This is a genomic window from Vibrio sp. ZOR0018 (assembly GCF_963865925.1).
Lineage (GTDB): Bacteria > Pseudomonadota > Gammaproteobacteria > Enterobacterales > Vibrionaceae > Vibrio > Vibrio anguillarum.
This window is the reverse complement of sequence record NZ_CAWMCN010000096.1, coordinates 80,608-105,962: the sequence shown is the minus strand read 5'-3', so window position 1 is coordinate 105,962 and position 25,355 is coordinate 80,608. Positions and strand designations below refer to the sequence as shown.

Annotated in this window: 21 protein-coding genes and 1 pseudogene; 17 read left to right on the top strand and 5 right to left on the bottom strand. The window is 44.6% G+C overall.

All coding sequences use genetic code 11. The features are described from left to right. The first annotated feature begins 101 nt into the window (after positions 1-101). From acnD to AACR75_RS05745, 5 genes are all read left to right on the top strand, one after another. On the top strand, positions 102-2,708 hold the full coding sequence (acnD, locus tag AACR75_RS05765; protein ID WP_047689154.1) for a Fe/S-dependent 2-methylisocitrate dehydratase AcnD: 2,607 nt from the start codon (positions 102-104) through the stop codon (positions 2,706-2,708). Next, entirely contained in the window at positions 2,705-3,895 is a 1,191-nt protein-coding gene (gene prpF / locus AACR75_RS05760) for a 2-methylaconitate cis-trans isomerase PrpF (protein ID WP_047689151.1), read from the top strand. Before acnD ends, prpF begins: the two co-directional genes overlap by 4 nt. Before the next feature lie 27 nt (positions 3,896-3,922). After that, positions 3,923-5,800, top strand: coding sequence for a propionyl-CoA synthetase (locus AACR75_RS05755; RefSeq protein ID WP_047689149.1), 1,878 nt, complete (start codon positions 3,923-3,925; stop codon positions 5,798-5,800). Between the two features lie 224 nt (positions 5,801-6,024). Continuing rightward, positions 6,025-6,507 (top strand): GNAT family N-acetyltransferase, encoded by a 483-nt coding sequence (locus tag AACR75_RS05750; protein ID WP_017046144.1) that lies wholly within the window; start codon positions 6,025-6,027, stop codon positions 6,505-6,507. Positions 6,508-6,536: 29 nt separating this feature from the next. Further along, positions 6,537-7,961 (top strand): bifunctional NUDIX hydrolase/phosphatase PAP2 family protein, encoded by a 1,425-nt coding sequence (locus AACR75_RS05745; RefSeq protein ID WP_047689145.1) that lies wholly within the window; start codon positions 6,537-6,539, stop codon positions 7,959-7,961. A gap of 58 nt (positions 7,962-8,019) precedes the next feature. Here AACR75_RS05745 and yidA read toward each other — a convergent pair whose 3' ends face one another. After that, positions 8,020-8,838 (bottom strand): sugar-phosphatase, encoded by an 819-nt coding sequence (gene yidA / locus AACR75_RS05740; RefSeq protein WP_047689143.1) that lies wholly within the window; start codon positions 8,836-8,838, stop codon positions 8,020-8,022. Positions 8,839-9,012: 174 nt separating this feature from the next. On the opposite strand from yidA, the gene queE reads away from it, so the two are divergent. From queE to AACR75_RS05685, 11 genes are all read left to right on the top strand, one after another. Further along, on the top strand, positions 9,013-9,681 hold the full coding sequence (queE, locus tag AACR75_RS05735; protein WP_081265485.1) for a 7-carboxy-7-deazaguanine synthase QueE: 669 nt from the start codon (positions 9,013-9,015) through the stop codon (positions 9,679-9,681). A 10-nt stretch (positions 9,682-9,691) separates the two neighbouring features. Beyond that, the gene (queC, locus tag AACR75_RS05730; RefSeq protein ID WP_197056795.1) at positions 9,692-10,387 is read left to right on the top strand and encodes a 7-cyano-7-deazaguanine synthase QueC; all 696 of its coding nucleotides are present in this window, start codon (positions 9,692-9,694) and stop codon (positions 10,385-10,387) included. 329 nt (positions 10,388-10,716) lie between these two features. After that, entirely contained in the window at positions 10,717-11,889 is a 1,173-nt protein-coding gene (locus tag AACR75_RS05725; protein ID WP_013856758.1) for a methyl-accepting chemotaxis protein, read from the top strand. 17 nt (positions 11,890-11,906) lie between these two features. After that, positions 11,907-12,290 (top strand): response regulator, encoded by a 384-nt coding sequence (locus AACR75_RS05720; RefSeq protein ID WP_013856759.1) that lies wholly within the window; start codon positions 11,907-11,909, stop codon positions 12,288-12,290. A 9-nt stretch (positions 12,291-12,299) separates the two neighbouring features. After that, positions 12,300-12,611, top strand: coding sequence for an STAS domain-containing protein (locus AACR75_RS05715; RefSeq protein ID WP_013856760.1), 312 nt, complete (start codon positions 12,300-12,302; stop codon positions 12,609-12,611). A 17-nt stretch (positions 12,612-12,628) separates the two neighbouring features. Next, positions 12,629-14,824: a chemotaxis protein CheA gene (locus tag AACR75_RS05710; protein ID WP_081989737.1), complete on the top strand. Its 2,196-nt coding sequence runs from the start codon at positions 12,629-12,631 to the stop codon at positions 14,822-14,824. A gap of 35 nt (positions 14,825-14,859) precedes the next feature. Next, positions 14,860-16,479 carry a methyl-accepting chemotaxis protein gene (locus AACR75_RS05705; protein WP_017050555.1) on the top strand — a complete coding sequence of 540 codons (1,620 nt, stop codon included), beginning with the start codon at positions 14,860-14,862 and terminating at the stop codon, positions 16,477-16,479. 15 nt (positions 16,480-16,494) lie between these two features. Beyond that, the gene (locus AACR75_RS05700; protein ID WP_231564188.1) at positions 16,495-17,043 is read left to right on the top strand and encodes a chemotaxis protein CheW; all 549 of its coding nucleotides are present in this window, start codon (positions 16,495-16,497) and stop codon (positions 17,041-17,043) included. Further along, positions 17,027-17,905 (top strand): CheR family methyltransferase, encoded by an 879-nt coding sequence (locus AACR75_RS05695; protein WP_047689133.1) that lies wholly within the window; start codon positions 17,027-17,029, stop codon positions 17,903-17,905. Before AACR75_RS05700 ends, AACR75_RS05695 begins: the two co-directional genes overlap by 17 nt. Beyond that, a complete protein-coding gene (locus tag AACR75_RS05690) occupies positions 17,905-18,423 on the top strand; it encodes a chemotaxis protein CheD (protein ID WP_047689131.1) in 519 nt (172 codons plus the stop codon). The genes AACR75_RS05695 and AACR75_RS05690 overlap by 1 nt, the downstream gene beginning before the upstream one ends. A gap of 34 nt (positions 18,424-18,457) precedes the next feature. Then, complete coding sequence (locus AACR75_RS05685; RefSeq protein ID WP_047689130.1) at positions 18,458-19,531, top strand: protein-glutamate methylesterase/protein-glutamine glutaminase; 1,074 nt, start codon at positions 18,458-18,460, stop codon at positions 19,529-19,531. A 65-nt stretch (positions 19,532-19,596) separates the two neighbouring features. On the opposite strand, the gene AACR75_RS05680 is transcribed toward AACR75_RS05685, so the two are convergent. The 3 genes and pseudogenes from AACR75_RS05680 to AACR75_RS05670 form a co-directional block, all read right to left on the bottom strand. Further along, entirely contained in the window at positions 19,597-19,896 is a 300-nt protein-coding gene (locus AACR75_RS05680) for a hypothetical protein (RefSeq protein ID WP_017043621.1), read from the bottom strand. A 246-nt stretch (positions 19,897-20,142) separates the two neighbouring features. Beyond that, positions 20,143-21,543, bottom strand: coding sequence for an asparagine--tRNA ligase (gene asnS, locus AACR75_RS05675; RefSeq protein WP_047689129.1), 1,401 nt, complete (start codon positions 21,541-21,543; stop codon positions 20,143-20,145). A 154-nt stretch (positions 21,544-21,697) separates the two neighbouring features. After that, a pseudogene (locus AACR75_RS05670) lies at positions 21,698-23,329 on the bottom strand (methyl-accepting chemotaxis protein). Positions 23,330-23,634: 305 nt separating this feature from the next. Between AACR75_RS05670 and queD the strand changes: the two are divergent. Beyond that, on the top strand, positions 23,635-23,994 hold the full coding sequence (gene queD / locus AACR75_RS05665) for a 6-carboxytetrahydropterin synthase QueD (protein WP_010320709.1): 360 nt from the start codon (positions 23,635-23,637) through the stop codon (positions 23,992-23,994). A gap of 90 nt (positions 23,995-24,084) precedes the next feature. On the opposite strand, the gene AACR75_RS05660 is transcribed toward queD, so the two are convergent. After that, positions 24,085-25,284, bottom strand: coding sequence for an HNH endonuclease signature motif containing protein (locus AACR75_RS05660; protein ID WP_047689127.1), 1,200 nt, complete (start codon positions 25,282-25,284; stop codon positions 24,085-24,087). Between the last annotated feature and the right edge of the window lie 71 nt (positions 25,285-25,355).

Here is a 25,355-nt window from a genome sequence, read left to right as displayed (position 1 = left end):
TGCTCCTTTGGTGTATGGTTTGATGGTAGGTAAAACCTAGCTCGCTAGACGATGTTTTGAATAGACAATGTTTCGAATAGACAGTTTTATGGGTGGAATTGATGAGTCATCAAACGATCAACAGCCAATACAAAAAAGTATTACCAGTGACCGCGCTGGAGTATTTTGATGCACGAGAAGCGGTCAATGATATCCAAGCCGGAGCGTATGATCGGCTGCCTTATACCTCACGAATACTGGCGGAAAACTTAGTCCGCCGCTGTGAGCCGCACACATTGGTTGATTCGCTGAAACAGCTGATTGAGCGTAAGCGCGATCTCGACTTCCCGTGGTATCCGGCGCGTGTGGTGTGCCACGACATTTTAGGGCAAACCGCTTTAGTGGACTTGGCGGGGTTAAGAGACGCGATCGCTCAGCAAGGCGGTGATCCATCCAAAGTAAACCCTGTGGTGGAAACGCAACTGATTGTCGATCACTCACTCGCGGTTGAACATGCCGGCTTCGAAGCTGACGCGTTTGAAAAAAACCGTGCGATTGAAGATCGCCGCAATGAAGATCGCTTTCACTTTATCGAATGGTGCAAAACCGCCTTTGAAAATGTCAGCGTTATTCCGGCGGGTAATGGCATCATGCACCAGATTAACTTAGAAAAAATGTCGCCCGTCATCCAAGTGAAAAACGGCTTAGCATTTCCAGATACTTGTGTCGGTACTGACAGCCATACTCCTCATGTCGATTCATTAGGCGTGCTGGCGATTGGCGTCGGTGGGTTAGAAGCCGAAACAGTGATGTTAGGTCGCCCTTCGATGATGCGTCTGCCCGATATTGTCGGCGTTAAACTAACCGGTCAACGCCAAGCGGGGATCACCGCGACCGACATTGTGCTTGCCATTACGGAGTTCTTGCGAAATCAGCGCGTGGTGTCTTGTTATCTGGAGTTTTTCGGAGAAGGCGCTCGCGCATTGACGATTGGCGATCGCGCAACGCTTTCCAATATGACACCTGAATATGGTGCAACCGCAGGCATGTTCTATATTGATGAGCAAACCATCAACTATCTCAAACTCACGGGTCGAGACGGACAGCAAGTAGCCTTGGTTGAACAGTACGCTAAGCAAACCGGCTTATGGGCCGATGATTTGATTGAAGCGCAATACGAACGGGTGCTGGAGTTTGATCTCTCAAGTGTACAGCGCAATTTAGCCGGGCCTTCGAATCCTCATCGCCGCTTGCCGACAAGCGAACTGACCGAGCGCGGTATTGCGGGGGCGTGGCAAACCAAAGAAGGCGAATTACCTGATGGCGCAGTGATCATCGCCGCCATTACTTCGTGCACCAATACCAGTAATCCGCGCAATGTCGTGGCCGCCGCGTTGCTGGCGAAAAAGGCTAATCAATTGGGTTTGGTTCGCAAACCTTGGGTCAAAACCTCCTTTGCACCGGGCTCAAAAGTAGCCAAACTTTATTTAGAGGAAGCTGGCCTGCTGCCTGAACTAGAACAGCTCGGTTTTGGCATCGTCGCTTATGCATGCACCACCTGTAATGGTATGAGTGGCGCGCTTGATCCAATGATTGAGCAGCAAATCATTGAACGCGATCTCTATACGACGGCTGTGCTATCAGGTAACCGAAACTTTGATGGCCGCATTCATCCCTATGCGAAACAGGCTTTTCTTGCCTCTCCGCCATTGGTGGTGGCGTATGCACTTGCGGGTACGATTCGTTTTGATATTGAAAAAGACGCGTTGGGAATAGATGCGCAAGGCAAGCCGATTTACCTCAATGACTTATGGCCAACCGATGAAGAGATCGATGATGTGGTGGCGCGTCATGTTAAGCCCGAACAGTTCAAACAAATCTACATTCAGATGTTTAAATTAGATGAGCACATGGCCAAACAAAAGCCACTTTATGATTGGCGCCCCATGAGCACTTATATCCGTCGTCCGCCTTATTGGGAAGGTGCGTTAGCGGGTGAACGTCGGTTGTCAGCCATGCGACCTTTGGCGATTTTAGGTGACAACATCACTACGGATCATTTATCGCCATCGAACGCTATTTTAGCGACCAGTGCCGCTGGGGAATATTTGCTCAAAATGGGCGTTCCGGAGCAAGATTTTAACTCCTATGCCACGCATCGTGGTGACCATCTGACCGCGCAACGCGCCACTTTTGCTAACCCCAAACTGTTCAATGAGATGGTGCAAGAGGAGGGCAAAGTAAAGCAAGGTTCGTTAGCGCGTATTGAACCTGAAGGCTTGGTTACCCGCATGTGGGAAGTGATAGAGACTTATATGGATCGTAAGCAGCCATTGATCATTATTGCTGGGGCTGATTATGGGCAAGGTTCGTCACGTGATTGGGCGGCGAAAGGTGTACGTTTGGCGGGAGTTGAAGCCATTGTTGCCGAGGGGTTTGAACGGATCCATCGCACGAATTTAGTCGGGATGGGTGTTCTGCCACTGCAATTTAAAACGGGAACAGACCGCCACACACTGCAACTCGATGGTACTGAGCTTTATGATGTGGTGGGAGATATTAAGCCGAGCGTCGACTTAACCTTGGTGATCACGCGTACGCAAGGCGCAAATAAGGGCGAACAGCAGAAGGTTACGGTGACTTGTCGTTTAGACACGGCTGATGAAGTCAGTGTGTATCAGGCTGGTGGCGTATTGCAGCGTTTTGCGCAAGATTTTCTGGCTCAATGACGCTAAGGATAAAGGAGTATCACGTGAGTAACTCATTAAAAATTCCGGCGATGTATATGCGCGGCGGCACCAGTAAGGGCGTGTTTTTTCGGCTTGAAGATTTACCCAAAGAGGCTCAGCAAGCGGGAGAGGCGCGAGATCAACTGCTGTTGCGAGTCATTGGTAGCCCCGATCCTTATGGCAAACAAATTGATGGCATGGGCGGCGCAAGTTCTAGCACCAGCAAAGCCGTGATTCTCTCCAAAAGTGAGCAAGCCGATCACGATGTGGATTATTTGTTCGGCCAAGTTTCGATAGACAAAGCGTTTGTAGACTGGAGCGGCAACTGCGGTAACCTTTCTGCGGCGGTAGGGCCATTTGCGATTCACAGCGGTTTTATCGACCCAGAACGGATCCCTAATAACGGTGTTGTGGCGGTTCGCGTTTGGCAAGCCAACATTGGTAAAACCATTCTCATCCATGTGCCAATTGAGCAGGGTGAAGTGCAAGAGTGTGGTGATTTCGAACTTGATGGGGTGACCTTTCCCGCTGCTGAAATTGCGGTTGATTTTCTCGATCCTGCCGATGATAGCGGTGTGATGTTCCCAACCGGAAATGTGCTCGACCAACTGCAAATCCCCGGCGTGGGAACCTTGAATGCAACGCTCATTAATGCGGGCATTCCGACGATTTTTATCGATGCTCACGACATCGGTTATCAAGGTACTGAGCTGCAAGAGGCGATCAACAATGATGATCATGCCTTGGCGATGTTTGAAGCGGTTCGCGCTTATGGCGCTGTGAAAATGGGTTTGATTGAGCATATTGAACAAGCCCAACTGCGCCAACATACACCTAAAGTAGCGTTTGTGGCAAAAGCACAATCCTATTTGTCATCCAGTGGTAAAGCGGTATCGGCGAACGATGTCGATATTGTGGTGCGCGCGCTGTCTATGGGAAAACTGCATCATGCGATGATGGGAACGGCCGCCGTGGCCATCGCTTCAGCGGCCAGTGTCCCTGGGACGTTAGTGAATATGTTGGCGAGCGGTGGAGCAAAAGAATCGGTCACTTTTGGTCATCCATCCGGTACGCTGAAAGTGGGCGCTAAAGCCGTTTTACGAGAGGGTCATTGGGGAATAGAGAAAGCTAGTATGAGCCGCAGCGCGCGGGTGTTAATGGAAGGTTGGGTGCGAGTCCATCGTTAAGCCTCAAATCATGTTAAGGGAAATGTTATGTCGGCATATTTAAAGGAATATCAATGGGCTCAATCTGAACCTGAATCATTTTGGCAGGCTCAAGCTCGGCAGATTGAGTGGTTTGAGTTTCCCCAAACTATCTTACAAAAAGATGAGCATGGCATTGAACGCTGGTTTACCGATGGTGTACTCAATACCTGTTGGTTGGCGCTAGATTATCATTGTGAAGAGGGGCGAGGTGAACAAACCGCGCTGATTTATGATTCCCCAGTGACCGGAAGAAAGCGTCAATACAGCTATACACAATTACGAGAGCAGGTAGCGAAAGTGGCGGGAATGCTGGCAATGCAAGGTGTTGCTAAAGGCGATCGGGTGATCATTTATATGCCAATGATCCCGGAAGCAGTGATGGCGATGCTCGCTTGTGCACGGCTTGGCGCGATTCACTCTGTCGTTTTTGGCGGTTTTGCACCCAATGAATTAGCGGTACGTATTGAAGATGCTGAACCGAAAGTGATTATGACGGCATCTTGCGGTATCGAAATCAATAAGATTTTACCCTACAAACCCTTAGTTGACTGTGCCATTTTAGACAGCAAATGGAAGCCGGAAAAAGTGGTGGTGTTACAACGCTCGGAGCATGTGGCTGACTTAAATAATGAGCGAGATCTAGAGTGGAATCGAGCCGTTAAAGAAGCACCGTCGCATGATTGTGTGCCGGTTTTGGCGACCGATCCGCTTTATATTCTTTACACATCAGGTACGACAGGCAAACCCAAAGGGGTGGTGCGCGACAACGGTGGTCATGCAGTCGCGATGAAGTACTCCATGTCAACCATCTACAATATGCCTCAACAAGGTGTTTTTTGGGCTGCGTCGGACGTGGGGTGGGTAGTCGGTCACTCTTACATTGTTTATGCGCCCTTGATTCACGGTTGCACCACTATTTTGTATGAAGGTAAACCGGTACGCACACCCGATCCGGCTGCATTTTGGCGAGTGTGCCAAGAGTATAAGGTGGACGTACTTTTTTCTGCGCCTACCGCCTTTCGCGCCATCAAAAAAGAAGATCCCAATGGCGATCTACTCAAACATTATGATTTATCCACTTTAACCACTATTTTTATGGCCGGAGAGCGTCTTGACCCGCCGACACTTGAATGGGTAGAGCAGCACACTCAAAAGCCAGTAGTTGACCATTGGTGGCAAACCGAAACTGGTTGGGCGATTGCTGGTAATCCGATAGGGCTTGAGTCTATGCCAATTAAAGCGGGGTCAGCAACGAAACCGATTCCTGGCTATCAGGTTGAGATTCTCAATGAGCTAGGTGAAGTGATGCCTGCCAATCAACAAGGGTTTGTGGCGTTGAAACGCCCCTTACCACCAAGTTGTTTAGCGACGGTATGGCGTGATCACGAACGATTTGAGTCCGGTTACCTTGCTCAATTTGACGGTTACTATGTTTCTGGTGATGGTGGCTATTTGGATGAAGAAGGTTATCTCTTCATCATGGGGCGAATTGATGATGTGATAAACGTTGCAGGCCATCGTTTATCTACGGGGGAGATGGAAGAAATCGTCGGTGCTCATCCTGCGGTTGCCGAATGTGCTGTCGTCGGAGTGTATGACGAGCTGAAAGGGCAGTTGCCGCTAGGGTTGGTGGTGCTTAAAGATGGCGTTAAGGTGGATGAGCGCGAGTTGGAACAAGAACTTGTTAACAAAGTGCGCAGTGAAATTGGTGCGGTAGCGTGCTTTAAGCATGCGTTAATTGTTGATCGTTTACCCAAAACGCGCTCTGGTAAAATTCTGCGTCGAGTCATTCGACAAATTGCCGATGGAGAAGAGTATGCTGTCCCTTCAACAATTGATGACCCAATGAGCTTGAGTGAGTTAGAAAAAGCGCTCCATCACTAGCGACTACCCTATAGTTGACGATTAATCGAGGCGCCTCAGATGAATGAGGCGTTTTTATTGCCAATTTGCAATCCGCATTTTATTTGTTTCTCTTAGTTCATCTGTCTTAGTTCTAAGACGAAATTAGCGCTCAATCGACCAAAAACGCTACGCATGAAGATATATTTTTTAATCACTATCTTATAGAATCACGGCCAAAGCTTTATTCATTCAGAGCGCGAAATATGTCGTTAGTTATCATAACTCCTGCTTGTGATCGTGATTTACCGCAACTGAATCAGTTGATGTATGACCTTCATCATGAGCATCACCTTGCTTGCCCTGAGCATTTCAAAACAGCAGAAGAGATTGAACAAGAAAAAAGTATTGCTCGTTATTTAGATGATCCGGAATGTTTGGTTTACGTTGCCAAAATAGACAGTCAAATTGTGGGATTTATATCGGGTCACTTTTGCGAGTTAATTTCAAGCGTGAGCAAAGCGGTACCAATGGGCAGTATTGATGAGCTTTACGTTGAGCCACAATATCGTCAGCAGCATATCGCACAGCAGCTGTTTCAAAAAATGGAACAGACATTGAAAGAGTACGGTATTACCCAAGTCTTTGTCGAAGTGTGGGATTTTAACCAAGGAGCGCAGTCTTTTTATCAACGTTCTGGTTTTTCATCGCATATACATTGGTTAAGAAAGTCAATCGATAGCAAGTAATTCGATAATAATAATCATGGATTTTTAATGTGTTAAAACAGTTTTCATTGTTGAGTGTCTGTTTGCTGTCGTTGTTCTGGTCAAGTGTTGGTGTTGCTCAACAACCGGTAACGCTACCAGATAATATTCGTGGTGCCCTATGCCTAGTTAAAGCCGATCATAAGATCGTGCTCGTTAACGAGGTGATCACCAAGCAGATTTCATTGCCAGGAGGGACGATATCTCCCGGTGAATCTCCAGAATTGGCCGCGCAAAGAGAAACATGGGAAGAAACGGGCCTTGTTGTAACGGTAGGGCGCACGTTGGGGTATACGGATACGGCTGTCGTTTACAGCTGTCGCAGTGATTCCGATGTGATTGCTTTTGAGTCAAAAAATAGCCGTAATGGACATGAGTTGCCTATTTGGTTTGCTCCTCATTATGGTGTCGAGGTTGCTAGCGCAATGCTGATCGATCCGTATCGTATTGATGCAAGTCAGTATCGTTACCCTGAGCAATGGGATCGGATCAAAACCATGTATCAAGAAGCGGATAGTCAACCCGTGATTTATGTAGAGAATCTGGTTTCTGCTGCGCCTCGGTTTCACCAAATCGAATTAGGCTGGATGATGAAATTGCAGAATACGGTCGCGGAATGGCCGTATGCGCTGAGTTCGTCGATTTATCAAATCGCAGTATGGATCACCAAATTGACGGATCCTTTATTGCTGATAGTTTTGTTTCCAGTGATTGCCTGTTATCTAGGTAAAGAATCTGTTTATAAGATATTTTTTGTGGTTACCGTGAGTTCATTATTGTCATTGGTGGCTCAGCAAGGATTTGCATTACCAAGACCCCATGCCTATATACCATTGTTGGAACTTTGCCAAAGTTACGGGTACGGTTTTCCAAGTTTACCGATTGCAGTTTGGTTTGGTGTAGGGATATCACTATTGCGAGCTTTTGATCATCTCGATTTCAACCGAATGTTTGTGGGTTTTATCGTGTTGATGGGGCTATTAATGTTGGCCAAATTCTATATTGGGGAAGCCTTCATCAGCGATATGGTGATAGGTGGATTGTTGGGCGCTCTGGTCGCGTGGCATATTGTTCGTTTAGATGAACAATCTTATACCGACGTCAGGACACTGCTGGGTTCGCGTGGGGTATGGTGGGGTTTAACGATCACGGTTGCACTGCTGGCTATGATCTGGCCCTTGCCTAGTTTCACCGCTTGGTTAGCCATTTTGCTGACGGCATCGGCTTTAGTTATGACAAAGAACACTGAACCACTACACATCACTCTTCAACGAATGTGGCTGATGATCATTTTGTTATTAGCACTCAATCAAGTGGTGTTATTTGGTGCCACGCTCGTTTCATACAGCAGTATTTTCTCTTTAATGGTTGAGACGCTCCGCTTGCCAATACTCATGCTCATCTTTGCATGCTTCATGCGAAAATGCCGTGCTTAACCTGGTTGTTTAGTCAACATTCCGATTAAAGACGCCTCGACTGAGGCGTCTTTAATGCCTATTCGTGAGACTCACCGAGTACAAATTTTTCTATAGCAACTGCCACACCATCGTTGTCATTACTGAGTGTAATATAGTCGGCTAGCTGCTTAGTTTGTTCCATCGCATTTGCCATTGCAATTCCAAGTCCTGCGTATTGCAGCATGTGATGATCATTTTCAGCATCTCCCATACAAATAATGTGTTTAGCCTCGATCCCCAAGTGCTCGGCAATCGCTTTGACACCGACGCCTTTATTACTCTGTGTGTTTAAGAATTCAAGAAAGAATGGTGCACTTTGTACAATGGTAAACTGCTGATAGAGTTCCGAAGGAAGTTGTTCAATGGCTTTTTGTAGCAAGCTCGGCTCTGCCACAATCATTGCTTTGATGATGGGATGATCATCTTCAAGCTGTTCAAAATCCATTTCCGTGATCGGCAGTCCGTTGATTCTTGCTTCAAGCTCGGTATATTCACTGATTTTAGGCGTGATCAGACCATGAACTTGGCTAAAGGCGTGTGTATTCACGTTAAGTTGGTTAGCAAGGTTAGCGACTAATTTTGCAGAGCGGCCATCGATAATTTTGTGATGAATAATTTCACCACTGCCAATGTTTTGAACCATTGAGCCGTTGTAGTAAAGGACAAAATCCTCATTTGAGTTTAAATGCAGTTCTTGCAACTTATCGCGCATGCCATCAATAGGACGTCCAGACGCCAGCACAACTCTAACTCCTTTTTCACGAGCTTTGGCTATAGCCTGTTTTGTTCTGGCTGTGATCTGTTTTTGGCTATTGAGAAGAGTACCGTCCATATCTAAAGCGATGAGTTTATACATGACTTACCTAAATTAAGTGAAGAAGAAAGCCAGCAGCTTATGCAAGTTGAGATGTGATCGCCACTGATTTAGTCAAATTTTTACGCACGTGATGGGTTTAGTTTGACCTAAGGCAAGGCATCTATTAAGGTCAGCGACCTGCATTTTTTGATATTGAGTTAGGCTGAGTTTACGTTGTACAAAATTAATGAAATGTTTGAGACCATTCAAGGTGAAGGCGTGCATACCGGCGTTCCTGCGGTTTTTATTCGTTTGCAAGAATGCCCAGTGGGATGCGCTTGGTGCGATACAAAGCAGACGTGGGATGCAACGCCGCAAGATGAACGCCCAATCAATGATGTGCTAGCCAAAACCCAAGATAGCCCAACTTGGTGCTCAGTCAGTGCAGAAGAGATGGTGTCGCTCTATAAAACACAGGGTTATCATGCTAAACATATTGTAATTACGGGCGGTGAACCGTGTATTTATGATCTGCGTCCACTTGCGCAAGCATTTGAGGCAATCGGATGTCACATTCAAATTGAAACCAGCGGCACATTCCCGGTTCAAACCTCAGCAAATACATGGGTGACAGTGTCACCAAAAATTGCAATGAAGGGCAAACTGCCTGTACTCGATTCAGCTCTGTTAAGAGCAAATGAGATCAAGCACCCCGTCGCAACGGCTAAAGATATTGAACAGCTAGATACGTTATTGCTGCGAGCGCAAGTTCCTGATTCAACAGTGATTGCTTTACAGCCTATAAGTCAGAAAGAGCGGGCAACCCAATTGTGCATTGAAACATGCATTGCGAGGAACTGGCGTTTATCGATTCAAACGCATAAATATTTAAGTATTGCCTGAGGAGAGGAAAATGAAAAAAGCCGTTGTGGTATTTAGTGGTGGCCAAGATTCAACAACCTGTTTGGTTCAGGCATTAAAAGAGTTTGATGAAGTGCACGCCATCACCTTTGATTATGGCCAACGCCATAAACTCGAGATTGAGGTTGCCAGCACCTTAGCGAAAAAGTTAGGTGTAGCTGCACATAAAGTCATGGATGTCAGCTTACTCAATGAGTTGGCGATCAGTTCACTCACTCGTGACGATATTCCAGTATCACATGAGTTACAAGAGAATGGGTTACCGAACTCGTTTGTGCCGGGGCGTAACATTCTGTTTTTGACCCTTGCGGGTATTTACGCGTATCAAATAGGTGCAGATGAGGTGATTACCGGTGTTTGTGAAACCGATTTTTCTGGTTATCCGGATTGCCGAAATGACTTTGTTAAAGCGATGAACAGTGCTTTGGTGCAAGGGATGGGTCGCCCATTCAACATTCGTACTCCTTTAATGTGGCTAAACAAAGCAGAAACTTGGGCATTGGCGGATCAACATGATGCTCTCGAACTCATAAGACACGAAACACTGACTTGTTATAACGGTATTATTGGTGATGGTTGTGGCGATTGCCCATCATGTGAGCTACGTAAAGCGGGTTTAAACGATTATTTAGTAAACAAAGCGTTGGTGATGAATGCACTTCACCAAAAGCAATCTGTAACTTTATGATGTATCTAATAATCAACGTATAGATCAAGTGAAATTTAAACGGGTGTTCTAGTGTTTGCGAATGGAATAGCGTGCAAATAGAACACCCATTATTTAGTTCAAGTTACTAACTGAGCCGAACTTAACGAAAGTCAATCGTTACTCTGGCTGATAAGAGTGGATTGTTTAAAATTACCTAACACAACAAAAGTAAAATTACATCTACCGACTACATTGCAGATTCCTCCAAGCTTTCCTATCTTTAGTTATGAGCTCTAGGCGTTGCATAACAACTTCTTACATAACGTCATAGCTTTCGTCAGTGTTTTATGGCTAAAGGATAATAAATCATGCTCCTCATTAGGCTGGTACGTGTTTACGTGCCCTTAGTGCTATTGTCGATAGTTGCTCTTATGCCACAGCCAACACATTTTGGTGTTTGGGCTCTATTATTTGTTACTTTTGCTAGTGTTAGCTATGCAATTTGGAATTACGAATCCTTCATTTCCCAAGTCAAAGCTCAAAAAAAGACGATTGAACACCTTTCTCAAACACAAGAGATCCAACTGGATGGATATCATTCTTTAGAGCCTCTCTTTGCTCAATCTCTGCCAGTGTGGTCTCGTCATATTGATTTAGCCAATGTGCAACTTACCGATTCTGTTACTCAACTGAGCCAGCAATTTGGTGATCTTGTCACGCAGCTTTCACAAGCACTCTCCTTCTCGCAAGGCTCAACCTTAAAAGATGAGCGTAATTTAATGAGCGAAATTGAGCGTTGTCGAGCCATGCTTTCTAAAGCGGTTGATGAGCTTAGAGAAAGCCAAAAGACAAGAGAGCATATGCTTGATGAAATGCGCAGCCTTGATCAATACACAGTCGATTTAAAAAAAATGGCAACCGATGTGGTGGGCATTGCTGAAAAAACCAACTTATTAGCGCTTAATGCTGCCATTGAGTCAGCCAGAGCAGGAGAGGCCGGTCGAGGTTTTGCAGTGGTGGCCGATGAAGTGCGTAACCTTTCACAGCGTTCAAGGGAGATCGCTAGCAGCATGACGGAGAAAGTGAACGTTGTCAGTGATGCGATTAATACTACATTTAAGACGGCTGAAATGGCTATTGCGGCTGAGAGTGAACAAATGGAACAAACCGAGCAGCGTATCGATTATGTCATTAACCACTTCCAAGATATGGCACAAACCTTACAGCAACAGTCTGAGCGGTTAAAAGAAGATGCATTTTCGGTGAAGGAAACAATCAGTAGTGTGATTGTGAAATTGCAATTTCAAGACCGAGTAAGCCAAATATTAGAGCAAATCAGCACCAATCTCAAAGAACTCAGTGACTCATTAGAGCTGCTCAAACAAGATAGCAATCATGCGATCGCAGGCGAATTATCCCCGCAAAAATGGCTGGAAAAAATGACCAAGAACTACACCATGATAGAACAACATGAAAGCCACAAAGGCAAGGTTACTGAGGTGAAAAGCAAGGTGACTAGCACGGACATTACTTTCTTTTGAGAACCGTAAATGAATAAATGAGGAACTCTGTGATGAACAAAACGGTACTTGTTGTAGATGATTCGGCTTCAATTCGGCAGGTTGTGAGTATGACCTTAAAAGGAGCAGGCTATCAGACGATCGAAGCTCATGATGGTAAAGATGCATTATCCAAATTGGCCGGGAATCGTGTTCATTTGGTCATCAGCGACGTAAATATGCCGAATATGGATGGCATTACCTTACTTAAAGAGCTGAAGCAAAGGCCAGACACAAAATTTACGCCGGTGATTATGCTCACAACTGAATCTGAGGCATCGAAGAAAGAACAGGGTCGTGCTGCGGGTGCGAAAGCTTGGGTTGTAAAACCGTTTGCACCTGAACAGATGCTTGCCGCCGTAGCAAAACTGATCCAAGCCTAAGGGGGGATTATGCTGACTCCACACCAAACCGATGAGCAATTAATGTTAAAACTTGACGGTGAACTGACGATTTATGAGGCTCGAAATTTGTTTGAGCAGCTGACCCCTTTTGTGTCTCATAGCGAGAAGATCGCCATTGAACTTTCCCAAGTCACTGCTCTGGACAGCAGTTGCGTACAAGTATTGATGGCATTTAAAAAAGCAAGAATAGAACAGGGATGTGAACTGATTCATCACAGTGAAGTCGTGGTGGATGTGCTGGGTAAACTGGGGCTAGTGGGATGGTTTCATGACCCTATCGTTCTTTCTAGTTCACAATAAGACAAAGTGACAAGCTAATGACGAAGCCCCAGGGAGATACTATGGACGAAATGATGGCTGCGGCGCTCCAAACTTATTTTAATGAGAGTAGGGAGTTGCTTGAAGGGATGGAATCTGACCTTCTTGAACTGGATAGCGGGAATCTTGATGGCTTAAATGAGCGATTAAACGCAATTTTCCGAGCAGCGCATACTGTAAAAGGCTCAGCAGGGATATTTAACTTAAATGAGATCGTTCGTTTTACTCATAAAGTAGAAAGCTTGCTTGATTTATTGCGCTCAGAACAACTTAAGTTGCATGAAAAACATATTTCCTTGTTGCTTGAGTGCCGCGATCACATGGTGAGCTTGATTGATGATGCTCAAACGGGGCAAGAGTCATCAGAAGATGACGTTACCGGACAGCGCTTAGGAGCCCGATTGTCTGAGTTTTTAGGTCAATCTGAACCAGCAAGTCATTCACCAACCACGGAATCTGAACCTGATCACACCGCACTCGACAATTTCTGCTGGCATATCTCTTTAACTTTCCCGCTTCATGCATTCCAAGATGGTATGGATCCGCTCTCTTTTCTTTCTTATTTAACTACGCTGGGAGAGGTTATTTATATCGAGGCTGTCGACCGAAAATTACCTGATTGGCACAACTTTGATCCGGAATGTTGTTATTTGGGTTTTGAACTGCGTTTCTATTCGCCGGCATCTAAACAACAAATCGAAGACGTGTTTGAATTCATTCGTGAAGAAGGTGACGTTCGCATCTTTCCACCCAGTGCCAAAGTGGGTGACTTCATTGATCACATTCAATCAATGCCCGATGAAAATTATAGAATTGGCGAAATATTAGTTCGTTGTGGCGCGCTCACTGAGACTGAATTGAAGCGTGCATTGCAGCAACAAAGTGAGCGGCGAGAAGCGAGTTCGGACGCGATACCCATAGGCGAAATTATCACTCAGGCTGATGCTCAATTAGCACCCGTACTCAATGCGGCGGTCGATAAACAAAGTAAAGCCCGAGAGGCGCTAACCAAAGAGCAAAAAAGCTTGCGAGTGGATGCTGAAAAGTTAGATACCTTAATTAATTTAGTCGGGGAATTGGTCACCGCAGGTGCCGGCAGTGCATTACAGGCGGAGCTAATTGGCGAAAATGTAATGATTGAATCTGTTGCACGGCTCAATGGCCTTCTCGAAGAAGTCAGAGACGCGGCACTACAGCTTAGAATGGTGGCTATCGGTGCGACATTTGCCCGTTTTCAACGCGTTGTTCGTGATATGGCGAAGGAGCTAAACAAAAGTATTCATCTTACGATTACCGGTGCGGATACCGAATTAGATAAATCAGTGATTGAAAAAATTGGCGATCCTTTAATGCATTTAGTGCGCAATGCGATTGACCACGGCATTGAAACAGAGGAAGAGCGTGTCGCAAATGGTAAACCTTCTCACGGCACCATCACGCTCAATGCTTACCATGACTCAGGCAATATAGTGATCGATGTGAGCGATGACGGGAAAGGGCTCAACAGCGAAAAATTGCGCGCAAAAGCGATTGAAAAAGGGCTACTTGATGAAAACCAACTCGTGAGCGATGACGAGATTTTTCAGCTCATTTTTGAGCCCGGCTTTTCAACGGCCCAGCAGGTTTCCAATATTTCAGGACGCGGTGTCGGTATGGACGTAGTGAAGCGAAATATTACTGATTTGCGAGGTCGAGTAGAGATTCACAGCCTACTTAATCGAGGAACAACTATCCGCATTGTATTGCCGCTCACACTCGCGATCATTGATGGTTTCCTAATTGAAGTGAGTAGCGAAACCTTCGTTGTGCCATTGGATGCCGTTCAAGAATGCGTCGAACTTGATGACCAGTGGCTCAAAGATGGCCAAGGCAAACCTTATATTAATCTCAGGGGACAAGTGCTGCCTTTAATTGATTTAAGAGTGCAATTTAACCTCACTGCGCGTCGCTCAAAACGCCAAAATGTGGTGGTGGTCAGTAGTGCAGGGCAAAGTGCTGGTTTGATCGTGGATAATTTGTTGGGGGAATTACAAACTGTAATTAAGCCACTTGGGCCGATTTTTTCACGGGTTAAAGGAATCAGCGGTTCGACTATTTTGGGCAGCGGGGATATTGCTCTTATCTTAGATATCGCCAGTTTATCGCAACATATTATGAAGGAAGAGTCGAAGCATCGCTTATTGGCAATGCACTAACTTGGCTCAATTACATCGTCAGAAAGGAATAGGCTATGTTTAAAAATATTTCAGTTAAATTCAAACTAAGTATGCTAGTTGGTATCTTAAGTTTGTTACTCATTGTAGTCGGATCACTAGGGCTTTATGGCATGCAAAAAACACTGCATGGGCTAGAAACGGTCTACTATGACCGAACCGTACCAGCACTGTCTATCGGTGACATTAAATCTCGTCTTCTGAGCAATCGTATAGCGCTGGCTTTCTCACAACTGTACCCAGAAGCGGATATTATTCGTGCCCAAATCGAGACCGTCGAGAATCATCTCAAAGTAATCGATGAAAAATGGAGCAAATACAAATTAACTAACTTAACTAAAGAGGAAGCTGAGTTAGCCAAACAGTTTGAAGAACAGAACAAAGCCTTTGTTGATCAAGCGCTGCAACCAACAATTGATGCTTTGCGACGTTTAGACATTGATGAAGCGACTCGCCTTGCGGTTGATAAAGTGCGCCCACTCTATGCACCCGTTGAAAAAACAGTAAATGCATTAATTCAGCTGCAATCTAATGAAGCGCAGAATGTTTATAACCATGAGGTTGAGCTTTATGACAACCTACAAATGATAGCCATTGGATCAATTATATTGGGGCTACTGTTTGGTATTGGATTTGCGGTTACCTTGATCCGCGGGATCTGTAATCCTTTAGAGCAAGCAGTGTCGCTGGCTAACCGACTCGCTGTGGGTGATTTAACAGGTAAAATTGAAGCGACGTCAGGCGATGAATTGGGTCGCTTGCTTGAAGCTATGCAAAAAATGGTGGCCAAGTTGTCAGACATCGTAGGTGAAGTGAATAGCTCAAGTAATGCATTGGCTTCGGCATCCGAAGAAGTTTCAGCTACCGCTCAGAACTTAAGTCAAGGTGCGAGTGAACAAGCGGCCAGTGTTGAACAGACTACCTCGTCGGTAGAGCAGATGTCAGCCTCAATCGCGCAAAACACTGAAAATGCGAAAGTGACCGATAGCATGGCAGGTAAAGCGGCTAAAGAAGCGAAAGAAGGTGGAGAAGCGGTAGCTAAAACCGTGTTAGCGATGAAATCGATAGCTGAGAAAATTGGTATTATTGATGATATCGCTTATCAAACTAACTTACTTGCGCTCAACGCCGCAATCGAAGCTGCTAGAGCTGGCGAGCATGGTAAAGGTTTTGCAGTGGTGGCTGCAGAAGTCCGAAAATTGGCAGAGCGCAGTCAGGTTGCTTCTCAAGAAATTGGTGAGGTCGCTAAAAATAGCGTTGGTTTAGCGGAACAAGCCGGAAAACTGCTGGATGAAATGGTGCCTTCTATTCAAAGAACATCCGATTTAGTACAAGAGATCAACGCAGCTTCAATGGAACAAGCAACCGGAGCAACACAAATTAACCAAGCGATGGAACAGCTCAACAGTATCACGCAACAAAGTGCTTCCGCATCAGAAGAGCTTGCGTCGACCTCTGAAGAGATGAGTAGCCAAGCACAGCAGCTCCAGCAACTAATGACCTTCTTCAAAACAGAAAATAATCGCCGTGAAGCAGCAAATAAATCTTCAGTTCACCATGAGCAGCAACGCCCTAAACAGAAGAAAGATGTTGAGTTTGTCTCTATGGACGATGAACCTGAGTATGTGCGCTTTTAGTGGCTGGAGGTGAATGTGGCTAATCTTATCCCGGTTGAGGCTAACTCGATGATATTGGCTAAGTCCAATACAGAATTAGCACAAGATCAACAGTACTTAACATTTCAGCTCAATGGTGAAATGTACGCCTTTGCGATTTTGCATGTTAAGGAAATATTAGAGTATGGCAAAGTAACTCAGGTGCCAATGATGCCTGACTACATTCAAGGCATTATTAACTTGCGTGGTGAAGTGGTACCTGTCGTCAATCTAGCTCGGCGTTTTTATCTTAAACCGCAAGAAGTGAATAAAAAGACTTGTGTTGTCATTATCGAAGTGACGAATGAAGAACAGCGTCAAGACCTAGGTGTTATGGTTGACAGTGTTTCTGAAGTCATTGAAATATCAGGTAAGTTTATGAGACCTGCCCCTAATTTTGGTACCAAGATCCGGACCGAATTTATTTGTGGTATGGCTCAATTCGATGAAGAGTTTGTCATTATTTTAGCGGAGGATAAAGTCCTATCTGTTGAAGAGTTGGCCATGATGGAACAGGTCAAAGAGCAGAATGAACTTGCAAGTTAAGCACAAATCTCAGCAACTTGGGAATTCAGCCATGGAGCAAATGTCCATCATCAGTGATGCAGACTTTGAGTTGTATCGTGGCTGGATATATCAATCTGCAGGTATCGCACTAACACCCAGTAAGAAAGCGTTAGTGGTTGGGCGTTTAAGCGGGCGCTTAAGAGAGCTCGGTATAAGTTCATATCGGGAGTATTTTGAGTATTTGACGAAATTTAGCGATCAGCAAGTACGCAAACTTGAGCGGCAACGAGTCATCAATTTGCTGACCACCAATGAAACGTACTTTTTCAGAGAAGAGGCCCATTTTGCTTATATCCAGCACCATCTCTTCACTGTATGGGGTAAAAAACAGATCCGTTGCTGGAGCGCAGCAAGCTCGACAGGTGAAGAGGCTTATTCTCTGGCAATGTTATTAGACAGCCGTTACCAAGGAGAATGGCAAATAGTTGGTACCGATATCAATAGTCAAGTGTTGCAAATTGCATCACAGGGTATTTATCCGATGCTACGCCATGAACATATACCGAAAGCCTATCTCAAGACGTATTGCCGAAAAGGCATTGATACCAAGCATGACACATTGAAAATTGTTAATTCATTAAGGAAAAAAGTAAAATTCGGATTAGCGAACTTACAAAATCAGTTGGATGAACTTGGTCACTTTGATCTTATTTTTTTACGTAATGTTATGATTTATTTTGATCAAAATACCAAACAAAGAGTCATCAGTAACGTTACGAACCGATTAAAAAGTGGCGGTATTTTATTAATAGGCCACTCTGAAACATTAAACGGACTCAACTGCGATGACTTGCAATTACTGCAGCCGTCTATCTATCAAAAACGAGGGATTCGTGATTAATGGCGAACGAATTTTTACCTAAAACAGAGGCTCTGAACTTGATGCCTGGCGAGATATTCTTTGGTCATAACAGAGGTTGGATTCATACGCTGCTGGGTTCGTGCGTTGCCATTACGTTATGGCATCCAAAAACGCAGTTAGTGGGTATGTGCCATTATCTGTTGAGCCAGCGATCCGCCCTAGGTGAAGAGGCCAAACAACCTGAAGGCTATTATGCTAGCGATGTTGTGGCGTACTTTTCCCTTCAGTGTCGACGACATCAAATCAATCCTAAGGAATGTGTTGTTAAAGTATTTGGAGGTAGCACTATGTTTGCAGGTCACTACAGCAAAGTCGCTTCGATAAATGTTGCACAACAAAATGTGCGACTGGGTATGCAGTTACTGAAAGAGCACGGTTTTCAAGTAAGCCGCAATGATGTGGGTGGAAAGCGTTATCGTAAAGTATTTTTTGATGTCCAAAATGGTGATGTTTGGGTTCAATATGGGCGATCTTCTGCAAGAGAGGTAGCTTATTAATCAGCCATTGAGTGTCGACTTATAGAGGCATTACATGAAAAAAATAAAAGTATTAATCGTGGATGACTCCGCGGTTGTTCGGCAAGTGATCAGCGCTTTGTTGAGTAATGAACCTGATATTGAAGTGCTTACTCCCGCTTCTGATCCCATATTCGCTCAAAAAAAAATGGCTGTTCAATGGCCAGATGTGATTATTTTAGATGTAGAAATGCCTCGTATGGATGGTATTACGTTTCTTAAGCAACTGATGGCGGAGCATCCGACGCCTGTCATCATTTGTTCTACACTGACGGAACGTGGTGCGGAAGTGACTATGCAAGCATTGCAAGCGGGTGCGTTGACGATTATCACTAAACCCAAAGCAGGGTTGAAAGATTTTCTACAAGAAAGTCGGCAGGAAATGTTAAGTGCGGTGCGCGCCGCTGCACAAGCAAAGCTAGAAAATATTGTTAAACCCAAACCTCATGTACTTAAGAAAGTACAGCAAACAATGCCGAATCCGAATTACTCGACATTAACATTGAAAACCACACAAAAAGTGGTCGTGATCGGCACATCTACAGGTGGGACACAAGCTTTAGAAGCGATCTTAACAGCATTGCCTGCAGTCTCTCCGGGGATTGTTATCGTGCAACATATGCCCGAAAAATTTACCGCGATGTTTGCTGACCGGCTCAATGGGCTTTGTCAAATAGAGGTCAGGGAAGCAAAGAATGGCGACCGAGTTCTTCCGGGGTTGGCATTGATCGCTCCAGGTGGCCGTCACATGCAACTGAATCGAAGTGGTGCGCATTATCAAGTCGAAATCAAAGATGGCCCCGCAGTTAACAGGCATAAACCATCAGTCGATGTACTTTTTCGCTCAGCGGCAAAGCATGTAGGCCCTAACGCTGTCGGTTTTATTTTGACGGGAATGGGAGATGATGGCGCACGAGGTTTGCATGAGTTGAAAGAGAGCGGTGCCTATACAGTTGCACAAGATGAAGCAAGCTGTATCGTTTTTGGTATGCCCAAAGAGGCAATCGAACGTGGTGGTGCTTGTTCGGTGCTACCACTCAATCAAATAGCGCAGGAAATATTGCAACGAGCTTCATCAAGGCACTTATAGATCAGATCTTCATTTATTTTTAGTTGAAACCGACTTGTTGAGACGCTCCCCACAAGTCGTAGTAGTTACTTTTTTAAGCCAATTTGAGATTCGATGGCTTCGGTTTCTATTTCAGGGTGTTCGGCGAGCTTTTCTGAAGCCCATTGATTGATATGCTTCAAAATAGCCGACACGGCATGTTTTTTTGTTGCTTGCTCATTTTCTGCCACATCTAACGCTTGTTTAGGCTTTAAGCCAGTAGCATCTTCTGCGATATGAAGCCAATCAGGATGCCAGTAGTAAGGTTGACCAGAAGGGGTCATCCAGCCATGAACACCGTTTGTTTCACCATTGTACTGCAAATTATCTACATCATTTTTTTTCATATAAGTTCTCGCCATGGATCGATCTGAATACGTGGTTAATGTAACTCGGTTGCATAGCACAATAGAGTGAACATGATCATGTAATTGAACTAAATGTAACAAAGGAAGATGAAATTGAGGTGATTTTGATCTCATTTTTATTTGAAATTCATTCTATTGTTATTGAGAGTGAACACTGATTGTTGGGGAAATAAAAAAACCACCGAGTTTAACGTCGGTGGTTTTTACAAAAATCGTGTTTGATTTTTAGAAGTTTGCAGAGCGTGGTGTACGTGGGAAAGGAATCACATCACGCACGTTGCCCATACCGGTCACATAGGATACTAAGCGCTCAAAGCCAAGGCCGAAACCCGCGTGCGGTACAGTACCGTAACGACGTAAGTCGCGATACCAACTCATGTGTTCAGGATCAATGCCCATTTCAATCATACGAGCATCAAGAACATCTAAACGTTCTTCACGTTGAGAGCCACCGATGATTTCACCAATACCTGGGGCAAGAACATCCATTGCAGCGACAGTTTTACCATCGTCGTTTAGACGCATGTAAAATGCTTTAATGTCTTTAGGGTAGTTCTTGACGATCACAGGCGCTTTGAAGTGCTCTTCAGCAAGGAAGCGCTCGTGTTCAGAAGAAAGATCAATGCCCCATTCAACATCAAATTCAAACTTACGGCCTGAATCGATTAGGATCTTCACAGCATCGGTATAGTCTACTTGCGCAAAATCTGAATTAACGAACTGCTCAAGACGAGTAATTGCCTCTTTGTCGATACGCGAAGCAAAAAACTCAAGGTCATCACGACGTTCTTCAAGAACGGCTTTGAAGACATACTTCAGCATATCTTCAGCCAGTTTCGCGACATCATTTAGATCAGCAAACGCGACTTCTGGCTCTACCATCCAAAATTCTGCAAGGTGGCGGCTCGTGTTTGAATTTTCAGCACGGAACGTTGGGCCAAAAGTGTACACTTTGCTTAATGCACAAGCATACGCTTCGGCATTTAACTGTCCTGAAACTGTAAGAAATGTCTCTTTGCCGAAGAAGTCTTCATTGAAATCGACATTGCCTTGCTCAGTACGAGGAAGGTTAGCGAAATCCAGCGTTGAAACACGGAACATCTCACCCGCACCTTCTGCATCAGAAGCGGTAATCAGCGGCGCTGACATCCAGAAATAACCTTGCTCGTGGTAAAAGCGGTGGATGGCTTGAGAAAGGGAGTTGCGTACACGAGCCACTGCGCCAATCACGTTGGTACGTGGGCGAAGATGCGCCACTTCACGAAGATATTCAATTGAATGGCGAGTTTTTGCCATTGGGTAGGTTTCAGCATCTTCAACCCAGCCAACAGCCTTCACCTCAGTTGCTGCAAGTTCAAATGCTTGACCAGAAGCAGGGGACTCAACAATCTTACCTGTTACTTCGACAGAGCAGCCAGTAGTGAGCTTTAGCACTTCGTCATTGTAATTATTCAGATTATTAGGGACCACGGCCTGAATCGGGTCGAAACAAGAGCCGTCATAAATGGCAAGAAAAGAGATCCCAGCTTTGGAATCACGACGAGAACGAATCCAGCCTCGGACAGTCACTTCACTGTCAACGGCTAGCTTACCGCTCAATACGTCTGTTACAGGCGCGTAAGTCATGTTTGATATAGTCTCCATTGAGGTAAAAATTCAACCCAATGTTCAAAGGTATTCTCACTATATAAAGTGGACAAAAAACAAGCGAAACATTGGGTTGCTTATTACTTTTTAATTCAATGGCACATATTACCTGTCAATTCGTTCGCATCAACCTTTATTGTCGATTCGTAGCCGAATTCTTAGCAGAAAGCGTAAATTGATTCATCAATGTTTCTAAGCGCTGCGATAGCTGTTTTAAATTGACGCTGATTTCTCGGGTTTGCGTTGCCGATTGAGACGTATCATCAGCATGTCGAGTAATGACTTCGATCTTCCCTTGAATTTCTTGGCTGACTTGTGTGGTCGTTCGTGTTTGATCTTGAATATTGTTTGCATGATCAAGCACCTGCTGCATCTCTTGTACGGCATTACTCATTGCGGAAGATAAAACTTCGACTTCATTTGAACGTTGATGCGCATGTGAGCAGACCAAATCAACTGAGGTGAGCGATGTTTAACTGTCACGTTGGAATTGAGCGATGATTTTCTCAATGTTTCCAGTCGCTTCTGCCGTTCGTGAGGCGAGTTTTCGCACTTCATCGGCCACGACCGCAAAGCCTCTTCCTTGTTCACCCGCTCGTGCTGCTTCAATCGCCGCGTTTAAAGCCAGCAAATTAGTTTGTTCGGCGATACTTTTAATCGTTTCAAGAATGGAGGAAACCAGCCCTGTCTGATTATTAAGTTCAGAAATTTTATCTTTCACGGACTCGATATCGCTCACTAAACCTTTGATATCAGAGCTAGCTGTATGTGCTTGCTGTGCACTTTGTTGAGCGACGTTAGCGGTATGTTTGATAAGCTTTGATGCATCAACGGTAGCTTGATTAACCGTCTGTTGTTGAGATTGCATCTCTTCAATATTTAGCTGGACGTCAGAGGTTTCACGCTGCTGATTTTTTGCCGCTTGGTTAGTTGTTTGTGCTACGTCGGTTAACTGGTTTGCTGAATCGGCAAGCGAATGAGAGGTCTCTTGCACTTTTGCCAAACTGTCCGAAACCGTGTCCATTAAAGAGTTGATGGAGACCGCGAGTTGTCCGAGTTCATCTTTTTTGGTGCTGATAAGTCGTTTTGATAAATCTTTGCTCTTACTGATTTCACACATGAATCGTGACGTATGCTGGATAGGGCGAACAATCATCTTGCGGATCAAAAAAAGCGTGATCATAAATCCGATAAAGGCAATGGAAGCCATAATAATAACGGCAATGACAGTGTGAGTACTGATCATTTGGTTTACATGGCTCAGGTTATATTCAAGACGAATAGCTCCTAAAACGGTTCCTTCTTCCGCCATATGACAAGATACGCAGTTTGTGCCTCGGTAATCTAGGCTTGATTTCATCGGTAAGGCGACGACCAATCCTTTCCCCCAGGAAGCATTGAATGGTTCAATGACGGTTTCCCCGGCCAGTGCGCGTTTATCTATCTCGTCCATTGGCTGTTGATTTTCTTTTCCAGGACCATAAAGTTTACTGACCGCCTCTGAACGTAACACTCGCACCTGTTCAATACCATCTTGCGCGAGTGCCTTTTGGCGCAAGGTCTCTTTCTGAGCCATGGTACCAGTCAACATCATCATATTGAGGCTATCAAAGTAGTTACTCGCTTTATCGTGTAACTGCTCGCTCAACACCGAATTGAGCAGGTCACGTTGTTGTATATATTGATAGCTGGTTGATACCGTTAATACAAAAGCAAAAACGGTGATGAGCGTAAGTAGCAATTTAGACGTAATTGTTGAGTTCATGATAATTTTATTATTATTGAGAGGATGACAGTGTAAATATAGCGTTAATATGCACTAGTGCAAAAGTTGTAGTCTTTGGAGTGTGACCCTATACATATTATAGGTTTAACAAATGTGATGTGGCACGTCATGATTCCCTATTAATGCTTAAAATATCACTCAAAGGCGTGGGATTTTCCGTTGTATCACCGTGATAAATTGTACTGCTTCATCTGTCTTGCAATGTAAACAAAGCTGTCTAGAAACTTGTTTCGTGAGTCTATATTCCTTAGTATTGCCTCTCTTTTAAAAGCTTGAGAACCAAGATGAAAACAGAATTATACAAAGAGTTTATGTTTGAAGCCGCGCATCGTTTACCTCATGTACCTGCAGGGCATAAGTGCGGCCGTTTACATGGGCACTCTTTTTTAGTTCGTCTGTATGTAGAAGGTGAGGTCGATCCTCATACTGGTTGGGTGATTGATTTTTCTGAAATTAAAGCGATATTTAAACCTATTTATGATCGTTTAGATCACTATTACTTGAATGACATTGAAGGGTTAGAGAACCCAACCAGTGAAGTGCTTGCGAAATGGATTTGGCAACAATTAAAGCCAAGCTTACCACTGCTCAGCAAAGTTGAAATTAAAGAAACCTGCACGGCGGGTTGTATTTATAAAGGCTAATACCAGCAGACCCATTCCCAGCAACAAACAATAAATAACAAGTAGATAGGCACTACTATCGCGCCTATCTACTTACCCAATATAAAGAGCCTAATGACCCCAAATTTGGCTTACATATTCAGGATGATCGATATAGGGATTCCGGTTACCTTGAAATTGATAAACGGCGTCATTGCGCTGGCGTTCTTTAGCACTCACAGGATCTTCTTGGTGCCAACGCTTTAGCATAGCCAGAGCCCAAGCTTCAAAAACCACGGTACTAGTACCATCAAGTATGGCATCAGCGTTGTCAGTATTTCCTTGCCAGCTGCCGATACGGTTCTCGTAGCGGGTTGCTATGTAAAAATAGGCGCGCGCTAGATCGCCTTTAAATTCATCAATAGGCTCAAATACGGTGCCATTATAACCTAGCGTATTGCTTGCACTGCCAAGTTTTGAACCATTACTTGAGGTATAAGTGATATGACCAACTTCGCCAAATGGCCAGTTACTGCGTTTTGCATTGACAAAACCATCAGTGGCAAACAAGTGGTGACCGTCGGAATTCATTGGCTCAACGCTGCCCCCAAACCAACTTTTAGGAAATGAGTGTTCCCTATTGTAACAATCGCCTTCTCGTCGATACTGACCACACTGATCGCTGACTTTAGTAAAACTAACACTGTCGTTGTTGTCAGGTTTCTCAGAATAGATATCTAACATTGAACCGTCATTCTCATAGTAGTTATCTATGTCTGCATTTTGTAATAGTGTCCAAATTGCGGAATAACCGCGGCTATTATGATTCTTTATGATGTTGTATAAGGCCGTTTTTAGTTCAAAACCTGTTTTTCCTATCGCGGCTTGATAATAGTCATGGTTAGCGGGAGGTGTTGATTCACCAAGTAATAAGCTGTTTGATTGGTTGTATTGAAATTCTCCACCAGAGGCCAGTATTTCCGAGCCTTTGGCTAAGGAATAAAGACCATTGCCAGAGCCACAGCAAATACCATCACCATAACTGTCATGGATGGTGAATTGATATTCACCATCCGATAAGCATATTTCTTGGCTATAAGATGTGGAGTCTGAGTAATTATTACCCGCATAAATAACCTGTGAGAGGCTGTTTTTTATTTCCCAACTTGTTTCAGAAGCATATTGATCGGTGATTAAATTCAGAGTCAGGTTGTGAGCGCGACATGTCACATGGCTTGATGGTTGCTCAGCGTTACTATTTTCTGTCTGCGCACTGGTAAGGGGAGAGCAAAGCAGTGCCAGTAGGGTAAGGTATGAAATTTTCGTTGTCATAATTTTCTCATTGGATGGTTAAATCGCAACTAAGATAACCATTTGCTCAGTCAATAAATTAAACCTATATC